17 protein-coding genes are annotated in these 17291 nt (G+C 61.7%); 7 read left to right on the top strand and 10 right to left on the bottom strand.

Features of this window, described 5'->3' with window-relative positions; translation table 11 throughout:
- Nucleotides 1–60 precede the first annotated feature (60 nt).
- Genes sixA through ACLH0I_RS21335 form a run of 3 tightly spaced genes read right to left on the bottom strand, consistent with a single transcriptional unit; the run spans nt 61 to nt 1903 of the window.
- Complete coding sequence (gene sixA, locus ACLH0I_RS21325) at nt 61–504, bottom strand: phosphohistidine phosphatase SixA (RefSeq protein ID WP_250964735.1); 444 nt, start codon at nt 502–504, stop codon at nt 61–63.
- Nucleotides 501–848 carry a DUF4389 domain-containing protein gene (locus tag ACLH0I_RS21330; RefSeq protein ID WP_046063632.1) on the bottom strand — a complete coding sequence of 116 codons (348 nt, stop codon included), beginning with the start codon at nt 846–848 and terminating at the stop codon, nt 501–503. The genes sixA and ACLH0I_RS21330 overlap by 4 nt, the downstream gene beginning before the upstream one ends.
- 29 nt (nt 849–877) lie before the next feature.
- Nucleotides 878–1903 (bottom strand): NAD(P)H-dependent glycerol-3-phosphate dehydrogenase, encoded by a 1026-nt coding sequence (locus ACLH0I_RS21335; protein WP_250964736.1) that lies wholly within the window; start codon nt 1901–1903, stop codon nt 878–880.
- A gap of 199 nt (nt 1904–2102) precedes the next feature.
- Between ACLH0I_RS21335 and ACLH0I_RS21340 the strand changes: the two genes are divergently transcribed.
- From ACLH0I_RS21340 to fabB, 5 genes are all read left to right on the top strand, one after another.
- Nucleotides 2103–4226 (top strand): TonB-dependent receptor plug domain-containing protein, encoded by a 2124-nt coding sequence (locus tag ACLH0I_RS21340; RefSeq protein WP_411385318.1) that lies wholly within the window; start codon nt 2103–2105, stop codon nt 4224–4226.
- Nucleotides 4227–5159, top strand: coding sequence for an ABC transporter substrate-binding protein (locus ACLH0I_RS21345; protein WP_411385319.1), 933 nt, complete (start codon nt 4227–4229; stop codon nt 5157–5159).
- Nucleotides 5156–7063 (top strand): ATP-binding protein, encoded by a 1908-nt coding sequence (locus tag ACLH0I_RS21350; RefSeq protein WP_250964739.1) that lies wholly within the window; start codon nt 5156–5158, stop codon nt 7061–7063. Before ACLH0I_RS21345 ends, ACLH0I_RS21350 begins: the two co-directional genes overlap by 4 nt.
- A gap of 248 nt (nt 7064–7311) precedes the next feature.
- Complete coding sequence (gene fabA / locus ACLH0I_RS21355) at nt 7312–7827, top strand: 3-hydroxyacyl-[acyl-carrier-protein] dehydratase FabA (RefSeq protein WP_003204400.1); 516 nt, start codon at nt 7312–7314, stop codon at nt 7825–7827.
- Between the two features lie 11 nt (nt 7828–7838).
- A complete protein-coding gene (gene fabB / locus ACLH0I_RS21360; RefSeq protein ID WP_411385320.1) occupies nt 7839–9059 on the top strand; it encodes a beta-ketoacyl-ACP synthase I in 1221 nt (406 codons plus the stop codon).
- A 280-nt stretch (nt 9060–9339) separates the two neighbouring features.
- On the opposite strand, the gene ACLH0I_RS21365 is transcribed toward fabB, so the two are convergent.
- Both ACLH0I_RS21365 and ACLH0I_RS21370 read right to left on the bottom strand, forming a co-directional pair.
- Nucleotides 9340–9804 carry a DUF3859 domain-containing protein gene (locus ACLH0I_RS21365; protein ID WP_018610122.1) on the bottom strand — a complete coding sequence of 155 codons (465 nt, stop codon included), beginning with the start codon at nt 9802–9804 and terminating at the stop codon, nt 9340–9342.
- Nucleotides 9805–10083: 279 nt separating this feature from the next.
- Nucleotides 10084–11100: an amidohydrolase family protein gene (locus ACLH0I_RS21370; RefSeq protein WP_411387544.1), complete on the bottom strand. Its 1017-nt coding sequence runs from the start codon at nt 11098–11100 to the stop codon at nt 10084–10086.
- A 120-nt stretch (nt 11101–11220) separates the two neighbouring features.
- Between ACLH0I_RS21370 and ACLH0I_RS21375 the strand changes: the two genes are divergently transcribed.
- The gene (locus tag ACLH0I_RS21375) at nt 11221–12081 is read left to right on the top strand and encodes a pirin family protein (RefSeq protein ID WP_411385321.1); all 861 of its coding nucleotides are present in this window, start codon (nt 11221–11223) and stop codon (nt 12079–12081) included.
- Between the two features lie 125 nt (nt 12082–12206).
- On the opposite strand, the gene ACLH0I_RS21380 is transcribed toward ACLH0I_RS21375, so the two are convergent.
- The 4 genes from ACLH0I_RS21380 to ACLH0I_RS21395 form a co-directional block, all read right to left on the bottom strand.
- Nucleotides 12207–12935, bottom strand: coding sequence for a dienelactone hydrolase family protein (locus tag ACLH0I_RS21380; protein WP_411385322.1), 729 nt, complete (start codon nt 12933–12935; stop codon nt 12207–12209).
- A gap of 146 nt (nt 12936–13081) precedes the next feature.
- Nucleotides 13082–14986, bottom strand: coding sequence for a molecular chaperone HtpG (htpG, locus tag ACLH0I_RS21385; RefSeq protein ID WP_060743152.1), 1905 nt, complete (start codon nt 14984–14986; stop codon nt 13082–13084).
- An 87-nt stretch (nt 14987–15073) separates the two neighbouring features.
- Complete coding sequence (locus ACLH0I_RS21390) at nt 15074–15535, bottom strand: PaaI family thioesterase (RefSeq protein ID WP_411385323.1); 462 nt, start codon at nt 15533–15535, stop codon at nt 15074–15076.
- The gene (locus ACLH0I_RS21395; RefSeq protein ID WP_411387545.1) at nt 15532–16008 is read right to left on the bottom strand and encodes a PaaI family thioesterase; all 477 of its coding nucleotides are present in this window, start codon (nt 16006–16008) and stop codon (nt 15532–15534) included. Before ACLH0I_RS21395 ends, ACLH0I_RS21390 begins: the two co-directional genes overlap by 4 nt.
- A gap of 157 nt (nt 16009–16165) precedes the next feature.
- On the opposite strand from ACLH0I_RS21395, the gene ACLH0I_RS21400 reads away from it, so the two are divergent.
- On the top strand, nt 16166–16420 hold the full coding sequence (locus ACLH0I_RS21400; RefSeq protein WP_024617135.1) for a hypothetical protein: 255 nt from the start codon (nt 16166–16168) through the stop codon (nt 16418–16420).
- 73 nt (nt 16421–16493) lie between these two features.
- Here the strand turns inward: ACLH0I_RS21400 and ACLH0I_RS21405 are convergent, their stop codons facing one another.
- Entirely contained in the window at nt 16494–17231 is a 738-nt protein-coding gene (locus tag ACLH0I_RS21405) for a DUF599 domain-containing protein (RefSeq protein ID WP_207964744.1), read from the bottom strand.
- Between the last annotated feature and the right edge of the window lie 60 nt (nt 17232–17291).

The raw sequence follows: 17291 nt of genomic DNA on the forward strand, positions 1-17291 counted from the left end.
CCTGCACAGCACTGAAGGAGCAAGGCTTGCCCGCGACGCAGAGCTGGGGTGGATCAGGTATTACAGGCGCTTGAGGCTCATCGCCCCGGCCAGCGGCATATCGCCTTCCAGCTCGGCCAGCCCAGCCGTTTGCACTTGCGCGGGCTGTTGCAGGTGGCCGTGCTGCAGGAGGCCCAGCAGGCTGCCCACCAACGGGTTGTGGCTGACCAGCAGCACATCGTCCTGGTCCTCCAGATGCCTTAGCACCTCCGTCGGCCGGGTCTCCGGCGTGAGCCAATCGACGGTAATCAGTTCAGGTTCGAAACCCAGTGCTTCGCGCACCAGTTGCGCGGTCTGCTGGGCACGCACATAAGGGCTGGCATAGATGGCCCGCAATGGCTCACCCATCAACCGGCCGGCACTGAGCAACACTTCCTCGCGGCCATGCACCGTCAAGACCCGCTCCGGATCGGGACGCACACCATGAGGCTCTGCCTCTCCGTGACGCAATACCCACAATTTCATAGCTTCGGCTCCTCGTCCCGGACTGGGTGCGGCGCCGGCGCCACGGCGTGAGGCGCTTCACCTTCCGGCGTGCGTGGAGTCGGCCAGTCCGCGAACGGCCAGGGCTTCTGGTCGCTGTGAAAGGTGCCAAAACGGCCGATCTGCGCCAGGAACTGGCTCAGGCTGTCACCGAAATTCATCAGGCTCGCGCTGGGCGCGCCGTAGATCAGCCGATAGATCAATTGCACCAGCACCACGGCGCCGAGGATGAATTGCGCCACCTGCCAGACCAGCAGGTAAATCACCATCCACAGCACACGCAGCAGGATGGATTCGTATTGGGGTTGCCCTTGCGGATCGTTCATGGCTCGCTCCTGCTTGCGTCAATAGCGGTTCAGTTGAAACCGCTGGTGGAAATGAAATCAACGTCGGTCTTCGGTTCACCACGCATCAACAGCTCGATCACCTGTTCAAGCGTGCGCCCTTCGAACAGGATCGCGTGCAGCCCGGCGACCAGCGGCATGTACACCCCCGCCTCCTGGGACTTGGCCTTGAGTACCTTGAGGGTATTGACCCCTTCGGCCACTTCACCCAGGCGCGACACAGCCTCATCAAGGCTCAAGCCTTGGCCAAGGGCAAAGCCGACCTGATAGTTGCGACTCTTGGGCGAGGAACAGGTGACGATCAGGTCGCCCACCCCGGCCAACCCCAGGAAGGTCATCGGGTTGGCGCCCTGGCTGACGGCGAAGCGGGTCATTTCCGCCAGCGCGCGGGTGATCAGCATGCTCTTGGTGTTCTCGCCCATGTCCAGCGCCACCGCCATGCCGGCGATGATGGCATAGACGTTCTTCAGTGCACCGCCCAACTCCACTCCATAACGGTCAGCACTGGCGTAGACCCGAAAGGTGCGACCATGGAGCGCGGCCTGGACCTGTTGGCACAGTTGCTCATCCTCACTGGCGACCACCGTGGCGGTCAGCGCGTGCTCGGCGATTTCCCGCGCCAGGTTCGGGCCGGAAATCACACCGATCCGCGCCTTGGGGGCGATTTCTTCGAGAATTTCGCTCATCAGCTTGAAGGTCTGGGCTTCGATGCCCTTGGTCAGGCTCACCAACAGTTTGCCGCTCAGGCGCTCGGCATGGGGTGCCAACACCGAACGCAAGGCGCTGGACGGCAAGGCGACGAAGAACAGGTCGCTACCCTCCAGCGTGGCCTGCAAGTCAGTCACCGGCACCACTTCCGGGCGGATCTTGATGCCCTTGAGGTAACGTGGGTTCTCGCGGTTGACCCGGATGGCCTCGGCCTGTTCCGGGTCACGCATCCACTGGCGCACCGGGTGGCCATTCTCGGCCAGCAGGTTAGCCACGGCGGTACCGAAACTCCCGCCCCCCAGGACCGCAATCGGGCGCTGTTCAGTCATATGCAATCCGTTCATCCATACCAAGTGGCAATGCGGGGCATTATACGGAGCGGCCGGATGGCGACCAGCCCCGGCAACAATTACCGCCAGCTGTAGGAAGCTGACCACCAATTCCTAGGAAAATGCTGTCAACGTGAATGGAAAAGTCGTTCAGCTCAGTTAACATGCCCGTCATCCGTCCATTCTCATAGGCTGTGCCGTGTCCGTTGGCCCTTCCCGCTCAGGTTCGTCCCTGCTCTTGGCACTGATCATCAGCCCGCCAGTGCTGGCCGACGACTTGTTCGTCGACAGCCAGCCCCTGCCCCAGGTACTGACGGCCACGCGCCTGAAGCAATCGCCGGCGGCGGTGCCAGGCAGCATGACCGTGCTCGACAGCGAGCTGATCAAGGCCAGCGGCGCCCGGGACATCAGCGAATTGCTGCGCCTGGTACCGGGCATGATGGTCGGCAACATCACCGGCAACCAGGCCGCCGTGAACTACCACGGCACCAACGCCAGCGAAGCGCGGCGCATGCAAGTGCTGATCGACGGCCGCTCGGTGTACCGCGCCGGCCTGGCCACCGTGGACTGGAGCGATATTCCGGTGGCCATGGAAGACATCGAGCGGATCGAAGTCTTCCGCGGCCCCAACACCGTCAGCTATGGCGCCAACGCGCTGATGGCGGTGGTCAACATCATCACCCGCGCCCCGGCCGACAGCCATGGCACCCGGTTGAAAATCACCCGGGGCCAGCGTGGCATCAGTGACTGGTACGCCAGCCAGGGCAGCGGCTGGGAAGGCGGCGACCTGCGGTTGTCGCTGTCCGGCCAGGAGGACGATGGCTTTGACAGCGACCGCAACGGTGCCGACTACCGCGACAGTCGCCGCCTGAATCGCTTCAATCTGTCCGTCAGCCAGACCCTGGACGAACGGCAGAGCATCGACTGGCAATTGAACGCCAAGGACGGGACCAACCAGCGACCTTATACCTACCGTCCTGTGTTCGCCGGGATTACCGCCGCTGGGGATAATTCCGACGTCATCGCCAAGGACTATGCCGGCTCACTGCGCTGGAACCTGGACCTGAATCCCGATCACAGCCTTTATGTACAGGGCTCGATCCAGCACTGGGATCGCCAACAGACCTGGCGCGCCTGTGACGCCGAGGTGTCTTTCAGCCCGCAACTGACCGACCTGTGGCAGCTCAACCCCAACTATGCCGAGAAGCTGGCGCGCAATATCCCCAGCTATACCAGCATCGGCGCGCCACCCGGCACGCCACGGGAACAGGCGTTGGCCAACCAGGTGCTCGATCAGTGGCGCAACGGCGCCTCGCGGACCCTGTGCGGCGATATCGACCAGAGCGCCCGGGAATCGCGCTACGACCTGGAGATCCAGGACACCCTGAGCCTGTCCGACAGCCTGCGACTGGTCACCGGCGCCAATTATCGCTACGACCGGGCCGACTCGGAGACGTACTTCAACGGCACCCTGGACGACACCACCTGGCGCCTGTTCGGCCAGCTCGAATGGCGGGCTACCGAGCATTGGCTGTTGCAGGGTGGCGCGATGTTCGAGGACACCCGCCTGACCGGCAACTCGCTGACCCCGCGGGTCGCGGTCAACTACCTGATCACGCCGCGCCACGGCCTGCGGGCGGTGTACTCCGAAGCCGTGCGCTCGCCGGACATGTTCGAGAACAACGTCAACTGGAGCTACCAGGTCACCAACCTGCAGCCTGCCGCCTTCGGCCAGAACAGTGCCCGTTATTTCGTCCGGACCCGCGGCCCGGGCAACCTGGAGCAAGAGCACATGCGCTCTCGGGAACTGGGCTACAACGGTTATTTCGTGGACGTGGGCCTGGCGGTCGACGTGAAGCTGTTCCATGACGAAATCACCGGCATGATCAGCGAGCCGCTGCGCAACAATCAGTACATCGCCAGCAATGCCAACGAATCACAGTTCTCCGGGATCGAGACCCAGTTCGACTGGCGCATGACCAGCGCCGACCGTCTGCGCCTGACCTATGCCTATGTCGACGCCCAGGCCAGCAACCCCCTCGACGAACAACTGACCGCCCGCAACAGCGGTTCGGCCGGCTGGCTACGGGACTGGGGCCAGGGCTGGAACAGTGCGCTGTTCTACTACGCCGCCGACGACCTCAACGGTTATCGCTTCGAACGGGTCGACACCCGCCTCGCCCGGCGCATTCCCCTGGGCAAGGCCAGCCTGGAACTGGCGGGCGTGCTGCAACAGCGCCTGGACAACCAGCCCATGACCTTCGTCGACAACCGCTACGACTCCCGCCATGTGGTGTACTTCAGCGCGGAGCTATCGTTCTAGATGTCCCGGCGCCGCCCCCGCAAGACGCCATTTCATGGCCGCCTGACGCTGGCCCTGTGCCTGGTGTTTGCCGGCTGGCTGGCAACCCTCCAGGCCCGGGCCGCCGAGATCCTGTTGACCGGCGCCGAGGACAGCCCCGGCGTACAGTCTTTCACCCAGGCCCTGAAAACCTTGCGCCCCGAAGACAGCGTACGTTTTACGCCACTGGCCAACCTGCCGACGCCGGACAGGTTGCCGGACACTGTGCGCCTGGTCCTGCTTGACCTGCCCAGCCTGGAGTGGCGCCTGCAAGACGCACGGGGCCCGGCCACCCTGGTCCTGCGCATCAGCCGCCAGCAAGCCCGCGACCGCCTGGGCGATGCAACGCCCGCGCACCTCAGCCTGCTGTGGAGCGATCCACCGATGGCGCGGCAACTGCGGCTGATCCGCACCATCCTGCCGCAAGTGCGACGGGTCGGCGTGTTGTACGACGCCCACAGTGAGTTCCTGCTCAAGGACCTCCAACAAGCCGCGACACCGCTGGGCCTGGTCATCGTCAGCGAACGTTGGGACGACACCAGCGACAGCCGTCCCCTGCAAAACCTGCTGGGCCAAAGCGATGTGCTGCTGGGCCTGGATGACCCCGACTTGTACAACCCCAAGACCGTGAAGAACCTGTTGCTCAGCAGCTATGCCCGGCAACGCGCGCTGATCGGGCCCAGTGCCGCATTCGTCAAGGCCGGCAGCCTGGCCAGCACCTACAGCGACCAACAAGACTGGCTGGCGATTCTCGACGACCTGCTTGACCGCCCCGCCACGACCTGGCCGCGCACATTGTATCCGGACCGCTTCAAAGTCCTGGGCAACCGGCAGGTCTCCCGCTCGCTGGGGATCGAACCGATTGACGCCGAATCCGTCGCGGCAACGTTGGCCGAAGGAGAACACCGCCCATGACCTTGCGTCGCCGTTGGGACATCAACACCCGCACCCAGCTCATCGCCCTCGGCCCGGCGTTGCTGCTGACCTTGTTGCTGATCACTTTCTTTACCTTCGTGCGGATCCAGGACTTGCGCCAGGAGCTCAATCACACTGGGCAACTGATCGCCAACCAACTGGCCCCCGCCACGGAATACGGAGTGATTTCCGGCAACAAAGAGGTGCTCGAAAGCCTGCTCACCGCAACCCTGGCGACCCCACACGTGCGCTTCCTGGAAGTCCAGGACAGCGCCGACAAGGTCCTGGTGTATGTCGAACAACCCGAGCAGGTCCACAGCCGTGCCCAGCAGATCGACGTCTTCCAGGCCCCGGTGCGCCTGCAGCGCATTGCCCTGAACAATGATTTCCTGCAAGGCAACAGCACCGCCATGGAGGCGTCCGGCGAGGATTACCTGGGCCGCGTGATCGTCGGTATGTCCAGCGACGCCTTCAGCCAGCGGCAACAGGAAATCCTGTTCAAGGCCGCGATCCTGGCGTTGTTCGCCCTGCTGTTCACCTTCCTGGTGGCGCGCCGGCTGGCGACCAGCCTGTCCCGGCCGATCCGCGACATCGGCAACGCGGTCAAGGCTATCCAGCAAGGCGACTACAGCACCCCGCTGCCCATCGTCGATGACACCGAACTGGGTGCCCTGTCGCGGCACATCAACAACCTGGCCGACGGCCTGGAACAAGCCAGCCGCGAACAGCAGCAGGCCATGGCGCAGTTGATCAAGACCCGCGAAGAGGCGGAAAAAGCCAACAGCGCCAAGTCCGAGTTCCTGGCGATGATGAGCCATGAACTGCGCACGCCCATGAACGGCGTACTGGGCATGTTGCAGTTGCTGGAAACCACCCGCATGACCGACGAGCAGCACGAGTACACGGCGTTGGCTTCGGAATCCACCGAACACCTGTTGAAGGTGATCAACGACATCCTCGACTTCTCGCGCATCGAGCGCTCGGCCCTGGAACTGGAGCACATCCCGTTCAACCTGGCCGAACTGGTGGGCAGTTGCGCGCAGTCTTTCCAGCACAGCGCCGCGCAGCGCAAGCTGGGCCTGGACCTGCTGGTCCCGGACGACATGCAGGCCTTGCAGGTCCAGGGCGATCCGACGCGGATCCGGCAGATCCTGGTGAACCTGATCGGCAACGCGCTGAAATTCACCGAGCAAGGCCGTGTCACCGTGCAATGCCAATGGCAGGCCCTGGACCACGAACTGCTGTGGTTCACCTGCACGGTGCGCGACAGTGGCATCGGCATCCCCGCCGAGAGCCTGGAGCGCATGTTCGATGCCTTCCAGCAGGCCGACAATTCGATTTCCCGGCGCTACGGCGGCACAGGCCTGGGCCTGCCGATCGCCCGCACCCTGGCCGAACGCATGGGCGGGACGCTGCGGGCCCAGAGCGAAGAAGGCCAAGGCTCGGTGTTCACTCTCGAGATTCCGCTGGCCCTGTCGCGCCAGACACCAGCGACCCTGGTGCCGCGCCTGCCTATCGGCAGCGGCAGCGGCGATGGCGAAGGCCGCAACGTGTTGCTGGTGGAAGACAATCCGGTCAACCAGACGGTGGTCGAAGCCATGCTGCGCAGCCTGGGCTTCACCGTCAGCATCGCCACCGATGGCGCCCAGGCCGTACGCAGCGCCGAGAGCCTGATTTTCGAAGCGATCCTCATGGATTGCCGGTTGCCCATCATCGATGGCTACGAAGCCACGCGGCAGATCCGCCAGTTGCCGGGTTGCGACCAGGTGCCGATCATCGCCCTGACGGCCAACGCCTTGCAGGGCGACCGCGAAGCCTGCCTCGCGGCGGGCATGAACGATTACCTGGCCAAGCCGTTCAAAAGGAACGAACTGCAACAGATTCTGCAGCGCTGGGTGAATTAGAACAGCTCGCCAGACCATCTGTGACTGGCGTGAAAGGCGAAAGTGCGGCAGTCTTAGGCACCCGAACGAGCCTCGATTGGGGCTTGAATAAAAATTTCAGTGCACAGGTGTACATTCATTTCCCGTGTGCTGTGACTTTCACTACAACGCAATAGTCTATGAGTAGGCTGTCGATTCGAGGCATGAACGCTTCGATCGGCCGGGAAGATTTGCCCCACCCTGCCGCATGGGACTATTGAGGAGCTCGCATGACCAAACAAAACGCCTTTACCCGGGAAGATCTGCTGCGCTGCAGTCGCGGTGAGCTGTTCGGCCCAGGTAACGCGCAACTGCCCGCCCCGAACATGCTGATGGTGGATCGCATCACCCATATCAGCGAAGAGGGTGGCAAGTACGGCAAAGGTGAATTGGTCGCCGAGCTGGATATCACTCCGGACCTGTGGTTCTTCGCCTGCCACTTCGAAGGCGATCCGGTAATGCCGGGCTGCCTGGGCCTGGACGCCATGTGGCAACTGGTCGGTTTTTTCCTCGGCTGGCAAGGCCTGCCAGGTCGCGGTCGCGCCCTGGGTTCGGGCGAAGTGAAGTTCTTTGGTCAGGTCCTGCCGACCGCCAAGAAAATCACCTATAACATTCATATCAAACGCGTCCTCAAGGGCAAGCTGAACATGGCCATTGCCGATGGTTCGGTTGCCGTGGACGGTCGCGAGATCTACACCGCCGAAGGCCTCCGGGTCGGCGTTTTCACCTCCACTGACAACTTCTAAGGGTTATCCGCATGCGCCGCGTCGTTATCACTGGTCTGGGCATCGTTTCGTGCCTGGGCAATGACAAAGAGACCGTCTCCGCTAACCTGCGTGCAAGTCGCCCTGGCATCCGGTTCAACCCGGAATATGCCGAAATGGGTCTGCGTAGCCAGGTTTCCGGCTCCATTGACCTCAACCTCGAAGAACTGATCGATCGCAAGATCTACCGTTTCGTCGGCCATGCGGCGGCCTACGCCTACCTGGCCATGAAGGACGCCATCGCTGACTCCGGCCTGACCGACGAGCAGGTGTCCAACGTGCGGACCGGCCTGGTCGCCGGCTCCGGCGGTGCCTCCACCTTGAACCAGATGGAAGCGCTGGACATCCTGCGCGAAAAAGGCGTCAAGCGTGTCGGCCCGTACCGCGTCACCCGGACCATGGGCAGCACCGTTTCGGCCTGCCTGGCCACGCCATTCAAGATCAAGGGCCTGAACTACTCGATCTCCTCCGCTTGCGCCACCAGTGCCCACTGCATTGGTACCGCTGTCGAGCAGATCCAGATGGGCAAGCAGGACATCGTGTTCGCCGGCGGCGGTGAAGAAGAACATTGGAGCCAGTCGTTCCTGTTCGACGCCATGGGCGCCCTGTCCAGCAAGCGCAACGACACGCCAGAAAAAGCTTCCCGTGCCTACGATGCCGACCGTGACGGCTTCGTCATCGCTGGCGGCGGCGGCATGGTCGTGGTCGAGGAGCTGGAACACGCTCTGGCCCGTGGTGCGAAGATCTACGCGGAAATCGTCGGCTACGGCGCCACGTCCGATGGCTACGACATGGTCGCGCCAAGCGGCGAAGGTGCGGTGCGCTGCATGCAAATGGCCATGTCCACCGTCGACGCACCGATCGACTACCTGAACACCCACGGCACCTCGACCCCGGTCGGCGACGTCGCGGAAATGAAGGGTGTGCGCGAAGTGTTCGGCGACAAGGCCCCGGCCATCAGCTCCACCAAGAGCCTGTCGGGTCACTCCCTGGGCGCCGCCGGCGTTCACGAAGCGATCTACTGCATGCTGATGATGGAAGGCAACTTCATGGCCGGTTCGGCCAACATCGACGAACTGGACCCGGAAGTGGCCGACCTGCCCATCCTGACCAAGACTCGCGAAAACGCCACCATCAATACCGTGATGAGCAACAGCTTCGGCTTCGGTGGCACCAACGCCACCCTGGTGATGAAGCGCTGGCAGGGCGCGTAGGAGCTGCCGCAGGCTGCGATCTTTTAAAGCGAAAGATCGCAGGCTTCGCCAGCTCCTACAGGAGCCAACAAAAAACGCCCCGACTGGTTCGGGGCGTTTTTTTGCCTGCTCACATAAAAAAGTTCTGTGGGTATGCCCTTGTGGGAGCGAGCTTGCTCGCGATAGCGGTTCGACAGTCAATGACAGTGTTGAATGTCACTCCGCCTTCGCGAGCAAGCTCGCTCCCACAGGTTTTTCTGACCTCACTCCTACACAAGCCGGCTCCCACAGTTGACGCCATTCAGCGCACGACAAACCGCTGCTGCGTCAGCAGCCGATCACCCTGGAACACCATGAACCGCCACTCTCCCGGCACCACTTCGTGGCTTTCGGTGAATTCGTAGGCCATGACATCCTGGGGCGCGCCGGGTACCAGTTTCTGGATGACCTCGAACTTGTCGTGACGTACGCCATCGGGGGTGCGGATGCCGGGAGTGAAGTACAACAGGGTCAACGGCTGGTCGTCAGCAACCTTGCCAGCCAACTGATAGCGCATGCCGAATTTGGTGCCCAGCTTCGCCGGTACGCTCTCGGTCTGGCGGATCTGCTCGTTGCTGCGCCGCAGGACCCGCTCGCCCGATTGCAACTCAGCCTGGGGCCCTTCAAAGACACCGTACTCCACCGGGCCTTCGACACGAACTTCCGCCTGGGCCAGGCCGCAGGTCAACAACAGCGCGACCAGTGCGCTTGAACGGGTGAGGTGCATAATGCGCTCCTTGATTGAGATGAGCGCGAGGGTATGACGCGGGAGTGACAGGCTGATGACAAAGCGATGTTGGCCAGGCCAGCTATGGCCCGGAGATAGGGTTGCCCCTGTGGCGAGGGAGCTTGCTCCCGCTCGACTCTGTAGGAGCTGGCGAAGCCTGCGATCTTTTGATCTTTCACTTGAGAAGACTCAAGTGACCGGGAAAAGATCGCAGCCTCGCTCCGCTCGACAGCTCCTACAGGCCCAGCGGGAGCAAGCTCCCTCGCCACAACAGCGGGCTTAGCGGGCCACTGAGCGGGGCAGCACCGCCAGGAAGTTATCCCGCGCCACTCTCCTCGCCACGTCTTGCGGCAAGGCATCGAGGAACGGATCGAAGCTGCGCAGTTCCTCACCCAACTTGTTGAAACGCCCAACCACATCCGACCCCACCATGAAACGCTCAGGAAAGCGCTCCACCAGCTTTACCCACTCAACCCGAGGCTTGCCCGCCTCATCCAGCAAGTACGGCGTGAGTACGCTCCAGGACAGGTCGACGTAGAGATTGGGGTAGGCCTCGAGCAGGCGGGTCAGGGTCGGCAGCAGAAAATCCAAGCGGGTCTGGTGACGATGGATTTCCATGCTGGTGCCGGCATGGGCCCAGATGAAGCGCGTATGCGGGTGATTGCGCAACGGTTCCTCGATTTCCGCCAGGTACAGCGGATTTTTCTCACGCTTGGACGTGATGTTGGAATGCAGCATCACCGGCAGGTCGTTCTCCGCCGCCAGGTGATAGATCCGCGTCATGGCTTCGTTGTTGGCCCGTGGCGTGTCGCCCGAGGTCAGCGCCGTCAGGTCGTCATGGCGGGTGAAGACTTCACCGATGCCTTGCCACAAACCCGGATAGAGATCGAGCATGCGCTGGATGTGGGCGGCGGAGTTCTTGTCGTTGGGATTGAAGCCCGACAAGAACGGATGGAAGTGCTGGCGCTGTTCGTCGGTCAGCTTGCTCACTGCCGCGGCGACAATCACATCGGTGGCACTGTACCAATAGGCGTCCGCGTCATCACCGGCGTAATAACGCGGACGCTTGGGCTCGTCCTCATGCCATTTCTTGGCCACCGGCACGCCGGAAATCATCACATGCTCAATGCGATTGTCCGCCATCGCCTGGAGCAAGCTGGGCATGCCGGCGCTTTCCTGGAAGAAATCGACGTAATGCAGGTGCGCATCGCTGTAGGCATATTCGCGGGCCATGGCGGCGGCGCTCGAAACGACCAACAGCCAGGCAAGGATCAAACGGGTCAAAGGCACGGGCAGTCTCCAGAAGCCATGAACAGCGTAGACCCTCGCCGTCCCGCCTGGGTTCAAGGCGCATGTGCAGTGTCTGCCGGCGGCGGGTTATGCTTCGGCCAACCGTTGTTCAACCTGGAAGACAACATGAGCACCCTCCTGACCGTTCGTCCCCGCGCCGAAGACGTCGAAGGCCAGCCGATTCTTCGTCCGCTGCCGTCCGCCAAATGCCGCAGCGTCGGGCCTTTCGTGTTTTTCGATCATATGCTGCCAACCACCTACCCGGCCGGCAAAGGCATGAACATCCGCCAGCATCCACACATTGGCCTGTCCACCCTCACCTACCTGTTCGAAGGCAAACTCCAGCACAAGGACAGCCTGGGCTCCGACCAGGTGGTGGACGCTGGCGATGTCAGCTGGATGACCGCCGGCAGCGCCATCGCCCACGTCGAGCGCACCCCGGAGTCATTGCTGGGCAGCCCTTTCGCCATGCACGGGTTGCAAGTCTGGCTGGCCTCGCCCAAGTCCCACGAACAGGGCCCGGGGCACTACAGCCATCACCCCGCCCAGAGCCTGCCGGTCAGTGAGAACCTGGGGATCAGCATCCGCATGATCGCCGGGGCAGGCTTTTGCCTGGAATCCCCGGTACCGGTGCTGTCGCCAACGCTGTACGCCGAGTTGAACCTGCAGACCGCAACGACCTTGCTGATTCCCACCGAGCATGAAGAACGGGCGCTGTATGTGCTCAGTGGCGAGGCGTTATTGGAGGGTGAGCCGGTAGAAGCCCATTCCCTGGTGATATTGCCAGCCGGGGAAGAAATGACACTGTTTGCCGACAGCGATTGCCATGCCGTGCTGTTCGGCGGCGCGCCCCTGGACGGGCCGCGGCGGATGAACTGGAATTTCGTTTCCAGCGACCCGGCCCGGATCGATGAAGCCCGCCGGCGCTGGGCGGCTGGGGACTGGCCGAAAGTGCCGGGGGAAAGCGAGCGGATCGAGCAGCCCTAGCTTCATGACACCCTGTGGCGAGGGAGCTTGCTCCCGCTCGGTTGCGCAGCAACCGCAGAAACAGAGGGGCCGCTGCGCAGCCCAGCGGGAGCAAGCTCCCTCGCCACAGGTCCTACTTGAAGCATTCAGCCCTTGAACACTTCATCCAACAAGTTATGCATCGAGCGGAACGCCCGTCCGGCAACCTTGGCGTCGTACATCATCTTGCCCGGCACATTGGCCTGCGGATCGGTGAACGAGTGCACCGCACCGCCGTAGCTCAGCAACTGCCAATCCACCCCGGCGGCGTTCATTTCCTCTTCAAAGGCCGGTAGCTGCTCTTTCGGCACCAGCGGGTCGGAAGCGCCATGCATCACCAGCACCGCGCCCTTGATGTTCTGCGCATCGGCCGGGTTCGGTGTATCCAGGGTGCCGTGGAAGGAAATCGCGGCCTTGAGCGGTGCGCCGGTGCGAGCCAGTTCCAATGAACAGCAACCACCGAAGCAGAAGCCGAACGTGGCCAGTTTCGCTGTATCGACCTCGGCTTCGCGCTGGCTTTGCAACTGCTCGAACGCGGCCTGCATACGCTTGCGCAACAACGCCCGGTCGTTCTTGAGAGGCATCATCGCCGCCCCCGCCTCATCGGCATTGGTCGGGCGCACCGTTTGCCCATACAAGTCGGCGATCAGCACCACATAACCGTTGGCCGCCACTGACTTGGCAATGTCCTCGGCACCCGCCCCGACCCCCATCCAGTTCGGCGCCATCAACAAACCCGGGCGCGGGCCCTGCTGGTTAATGTCGAAGGCCAGGCGCCCTTCATAACTTTGACCATCGATCTGATAGACCAGCGAACGAACCGTAACCTGACTCATGACGGACTCCTCTCGATGAAACATTCAAGAAGCCCTTGTGGGAGCGAGCTTGCTCGCGATTTCGGTCCAACATTCAACAGATGCGTTGACTGCTCTACCGTCATCGCGAGCAAGCTCGCTCCTACAAGGGACTTTCCTGCGTCAGATTAAGCTGACAGTTCAACCAACAGCTTGTTCAGGCGACGCACATACGCCGCCGGGTCCTTCAGGCTGTCACCGGCCGCCAGGGCCGCCTGGTCGAACAGGATGTGCGACAGATCGCCGAAACGCTCTTCGCTCTGCTCGTTGTCGAGTTTTTCCACCAGCGGGTGGGCCGGGTTGAATTCGAAGATCGGCTTGGAGTCAGGGACTTTCTGGCCGCTGGCTTCGAGAATCTGGCGCATTTGCAGGCCCAGGTCCTGCTCACCGATGGCCAGGATCGCCGGGGAGTCGGTCAGGCGGTGCGAGACACGCACTTCGCTGACAGCGTCGCCCAGGGCGGTCTTGATCCGCTCGACCAGGCCTTCCTTGCTCTTGGCGACTTCTTCGGCGGCTTTCTTGTCTTCTTCCGAATCCAGGTTGCCAAGGTCCAGGTCACCACGGGCCACATCGACGAAGCTCTTGCCGTCGAACTCGTTGAGGTAGCTCATCAGCCACTCGTCGATGCGGTCGGTCAGCAGCAGCACTTCGATGCCTTTCTTGCGGAAGACTTCCAGGTGCGGGCTGTTCTTGACCTGCGCATAGGTTTCACCGGTCAGGTAGTAGATCTTGTCCTGGCCTTCCTTGGCGCGGGCCAGGTAATCGGCCAGGCCAACAATCTGCTCGCCATCGTCACCCTGGGTCGACGCAAAGCGCAGCAGGCCGGCGATTTTCTCTTTGTTGGCGAAGTCCTCGGCCGGACCTTCCTTCATCACTTGGCCGAAGTTTTTCCAGAAGCTCTTGTACTGCTCGGGCTCGTTCTTCGCCAGTTTTTCCAGCATGTCCAGCACGCGCTTGGTCAGTGCCGACTTCATGGAGTCGATGATCGGATCTTTCTGCAGGATTTCCCGCGAAACGTTCAGCGACAAATCGTTGGAATCCACCACGCCCTTGATGAAGCGCAGGTACAGCGGCAGGAACGATTCGGCCTGGTCCATCACGAACACGCGCTGCACGTACAACTTCAAGCCCCGTGGCGCTTCGCGCTGGTACAGGTCGAACGGTGCGCGGGCCGGCACGTACAGCAGCGAGTTGTATTCCAGCTTGCCTTCGACCTTGTTATGGCTCCAGCTCAGCGGGTTCTCGTAGTCGTGGGCGATGTGCTTGTAGAACTCCTGGTATTCCTCGTCTTTCACTTCAGTGCGTGGACGGGTCCACAGGGCACTGGCGCGGTTGACGGTTTCCCACTCCACTTCAGGCTTTTCTTCGCCTTCGGCGGCGGTGACTTCCTTCGGCAGCTCGATGGGCAGCGCGATATGGTCGGAGTACTTCTTGATGATATTGCGCAGGCGCCAACCATCGGCGAACTCGTCTTCGCCGGACTTGAGGTGCAGCACGATGCGGGTGCCGCGATCAGCCTTGTCGACGGTGGCGACTTCAAACTCGCCTTCGCCCTTGGACGACCAATGCACGCCTTCGCTCGCAGCGAGGCCGGCACGGCGGCTGAACACTTCGACCTGGTCGGCCACGATGAACGCCGAATAGAAGCCGACGCCGAATTGACCGATCAAGTGGGAATCTTTCTTCTGGTCGCCGGACAGGTTCTTCATGAAGTCGGCGGTGCCGGACTTGGCGATGGTGCCCAGGTGCGTGATCACCTCTTCGCGGCTCATGCCAATACCGTTGTCTTCGAGGGTGACGGTTTTCGCGTCCTTGTCGAAGCTCACACGGATTTTCAGCTCGGCGCCGCCTTCCAGCAGTTCAGGCTTGGAAAGGGCTTCGAAACGTAATTTGTCGACAGCGTCAGAGGCGTTCGAAATCAGCTCGCGAAGGAAAATTTCCTTATTCGAATACAGCGAGTGAATCATCAGGTGCAGCAGTTGCTTCACCTCGGTCTGGAAGCCCAGGGTTTCCTTTTGAGTTTCCACGCTCATGGTCATCAAACTCCAAGTGGATGGTGGTGTCCGCCTCGCTGAGATTGGCGGCGGGATGTCCTCAAGGTGGGGGCGACGCGGATGATTTCAAGGGCGATCGGGTTTTGAGGGCTCCTGGATCTTGAAATGCGCCCGGGCGGTGGCGATGGGTTCGGCCTCGACGTCTTGCCAAGCGGTGATCGCGACGTTGGCGACCCGTCGGCCCTGACGCCAGACCTGGCATTTGGCGTAGGTGTCGCGAAAGTGCCCGGCGCGCAGGTAATCCAGGGAAAAGTCGATGATTTTCGGTATGCCCGGCGTGCCGGTGGCAATCAATAGATGCACCGCAGCGGCCAGCTCCATGAATCCGGCGATGACCCCGCCGTGGATGGCCGGCAGCAAAGGGTTTCCAATGTTGTCTTTGTTGGCCGGCAGGCGAAACAACAAGTCGCCGCCCTGGCGCGTGCATTCGACACCGATGAGTTGGGCATAGGGGATCGAGGCGAGCAGCAGCGCGTAGTCACCCTGCTCGCAGGCGCGGCGCAGTTGTTCCTGGGTGGTATCGGTCATGGTTGGCCCACGCTGGTTATCGGACTGGCCTTGCCCATTCCCCTGGCATGCTGGCCCAGGCGCATGAACGTGCCCACCACATGGGCGATGGGTTGTTCTGGATCGTCCTGATAGGCGAACCCCCGGGTGAAAATCACGTCCGGGGTCACCCGATAGCATTGAGCGAAGCCGTAGACGTCCTTGTGGGGCTCGGCGGCGTGCATGTAGTCGATGCGCAGGTCGAGGGTGGGGCAGACTTCGAATTGCGGCAGCACGCATAAGGTCGACATGCCGCACGCGGTGTCCATCAATGAGGTCAACGCCCCGCCGTGGATGATGCCCGTCAGGGGATTACCAACGATTTGCGGGCTGAACGGCAGGATAACCGTTAGTCCATCACGGCTGGCACTGTGCAACTTCACACCTAGCACCTGGCAATGCCGCAGCGCGGACAGGAAGCGCGTCGCACGCTCAAAAACGGGATCTTCAACCACTTCATCAACGCCTTTCATAGGTGGGAGGCTCTACAGCAGGTGCGTGTCATAAAGTTCCGCTGCTGCGCAAAGTTATATATCTGTAGCAAAAGAGGAACTTAACCTGAAGGGGCGCGCTCAAAAGGCCAGTAGTTATTTCCATAAGGAGAAACACCCCATGCGTAAGACTTTTGCTATTGCCTTGATGTTGGCCGCCTCCCTCGGTCTCGCTGCCTGCGATAAAAAATCCGAGGACAAAGCTCAAGATGCCCAACAACACGCTGAGCAAGCTCAGCAAGACATGAACAAAGCACAGGATAAAGTGAACGACGCGGCGAAAGAAAACGCCGAAGCCGCCAAAGCTCAGTCTGAATCGAACAGTGCCGCGCAGCAGGAACAAGCTCCTGCTACTGAAGCGCCTAAAACCAACTGATACGGTTTTAGCAGTAAAAGAAAACCCGCCTGGCGCGGGTTTTCTTTTGCCTGTGATTTGGAGGCGGCGCCTGTCAGGCCGCTTCCTTGCCAACCTCGGGCGCTGGCGCTTCGGTGGGGGTATAGACCATCACATCCAGCACATCGGAGTGAAACTCGCGCTGATACAACACGAACACCACGCCAGCACTCATCAACATGAATAACCAGGGGCTGACAAACCACGCCAACATGGTCATGCCGAAGTAATAGGCACGCAGGCCGAAGTTGAACTGGTTGGCCGCCATGGAAATCACCCGCGCCGCCCTTAGTGCGAAGGCTTTGCGCTCTTGCTCCGAGACATGGCGCTCGCCGATCATCGGTGCCGAGCCAATCAGCACCGCGGCGAAGTTGTATTGGCGCATGCACCAGCTGAACGTGAAGAACGCATACACGAACACCAGTGCCAGGCACAGCAACTTGACCTCCGCCATGCCCTGGGAAGCCTGTTGCACCAAGGGGATGTCCGCCAGCAACGACACCGCCCGATCCGAGGCCCCGAGCACTGTCAGGATGCCCGCCAGGATGATCAGCGTGCTGGAAGCGAAGAATGACGCGTTGCGCTCCAGGTTGCCGATCACGCTGGCATCGGCGATGCGGTTCTCGCGCAACAGCATGCGGCGCATCCAGTCTTCGCGGTACAGGTGCATGACACTGGCCAGGCAGGCCGTGTCGCGGGCCTTCCAGGTGGCATAACGGGTATAGCCCGCCCAGCAGATGATGAACCAGGCGGCGGCAAGCAGATGGATCAGGTTGGCTTGGATGAATGACATTCGATTTCCTGTGTGTCTAAAAACATGACGTCTAAAGCCAGACTTGTCTTGAAATGCAGA

The organism is Pseudomonas sp. MPB03, from assembly GCF_046605385.1.
Classification (GTDB): domain Bacteria; phylum Pseudomonadota; class Gammaproteobacteria; order Pseudomonadales; family Pseudomonadaceae; genus Aquipseudomonas; species Aquipseudomonas zanjanensis.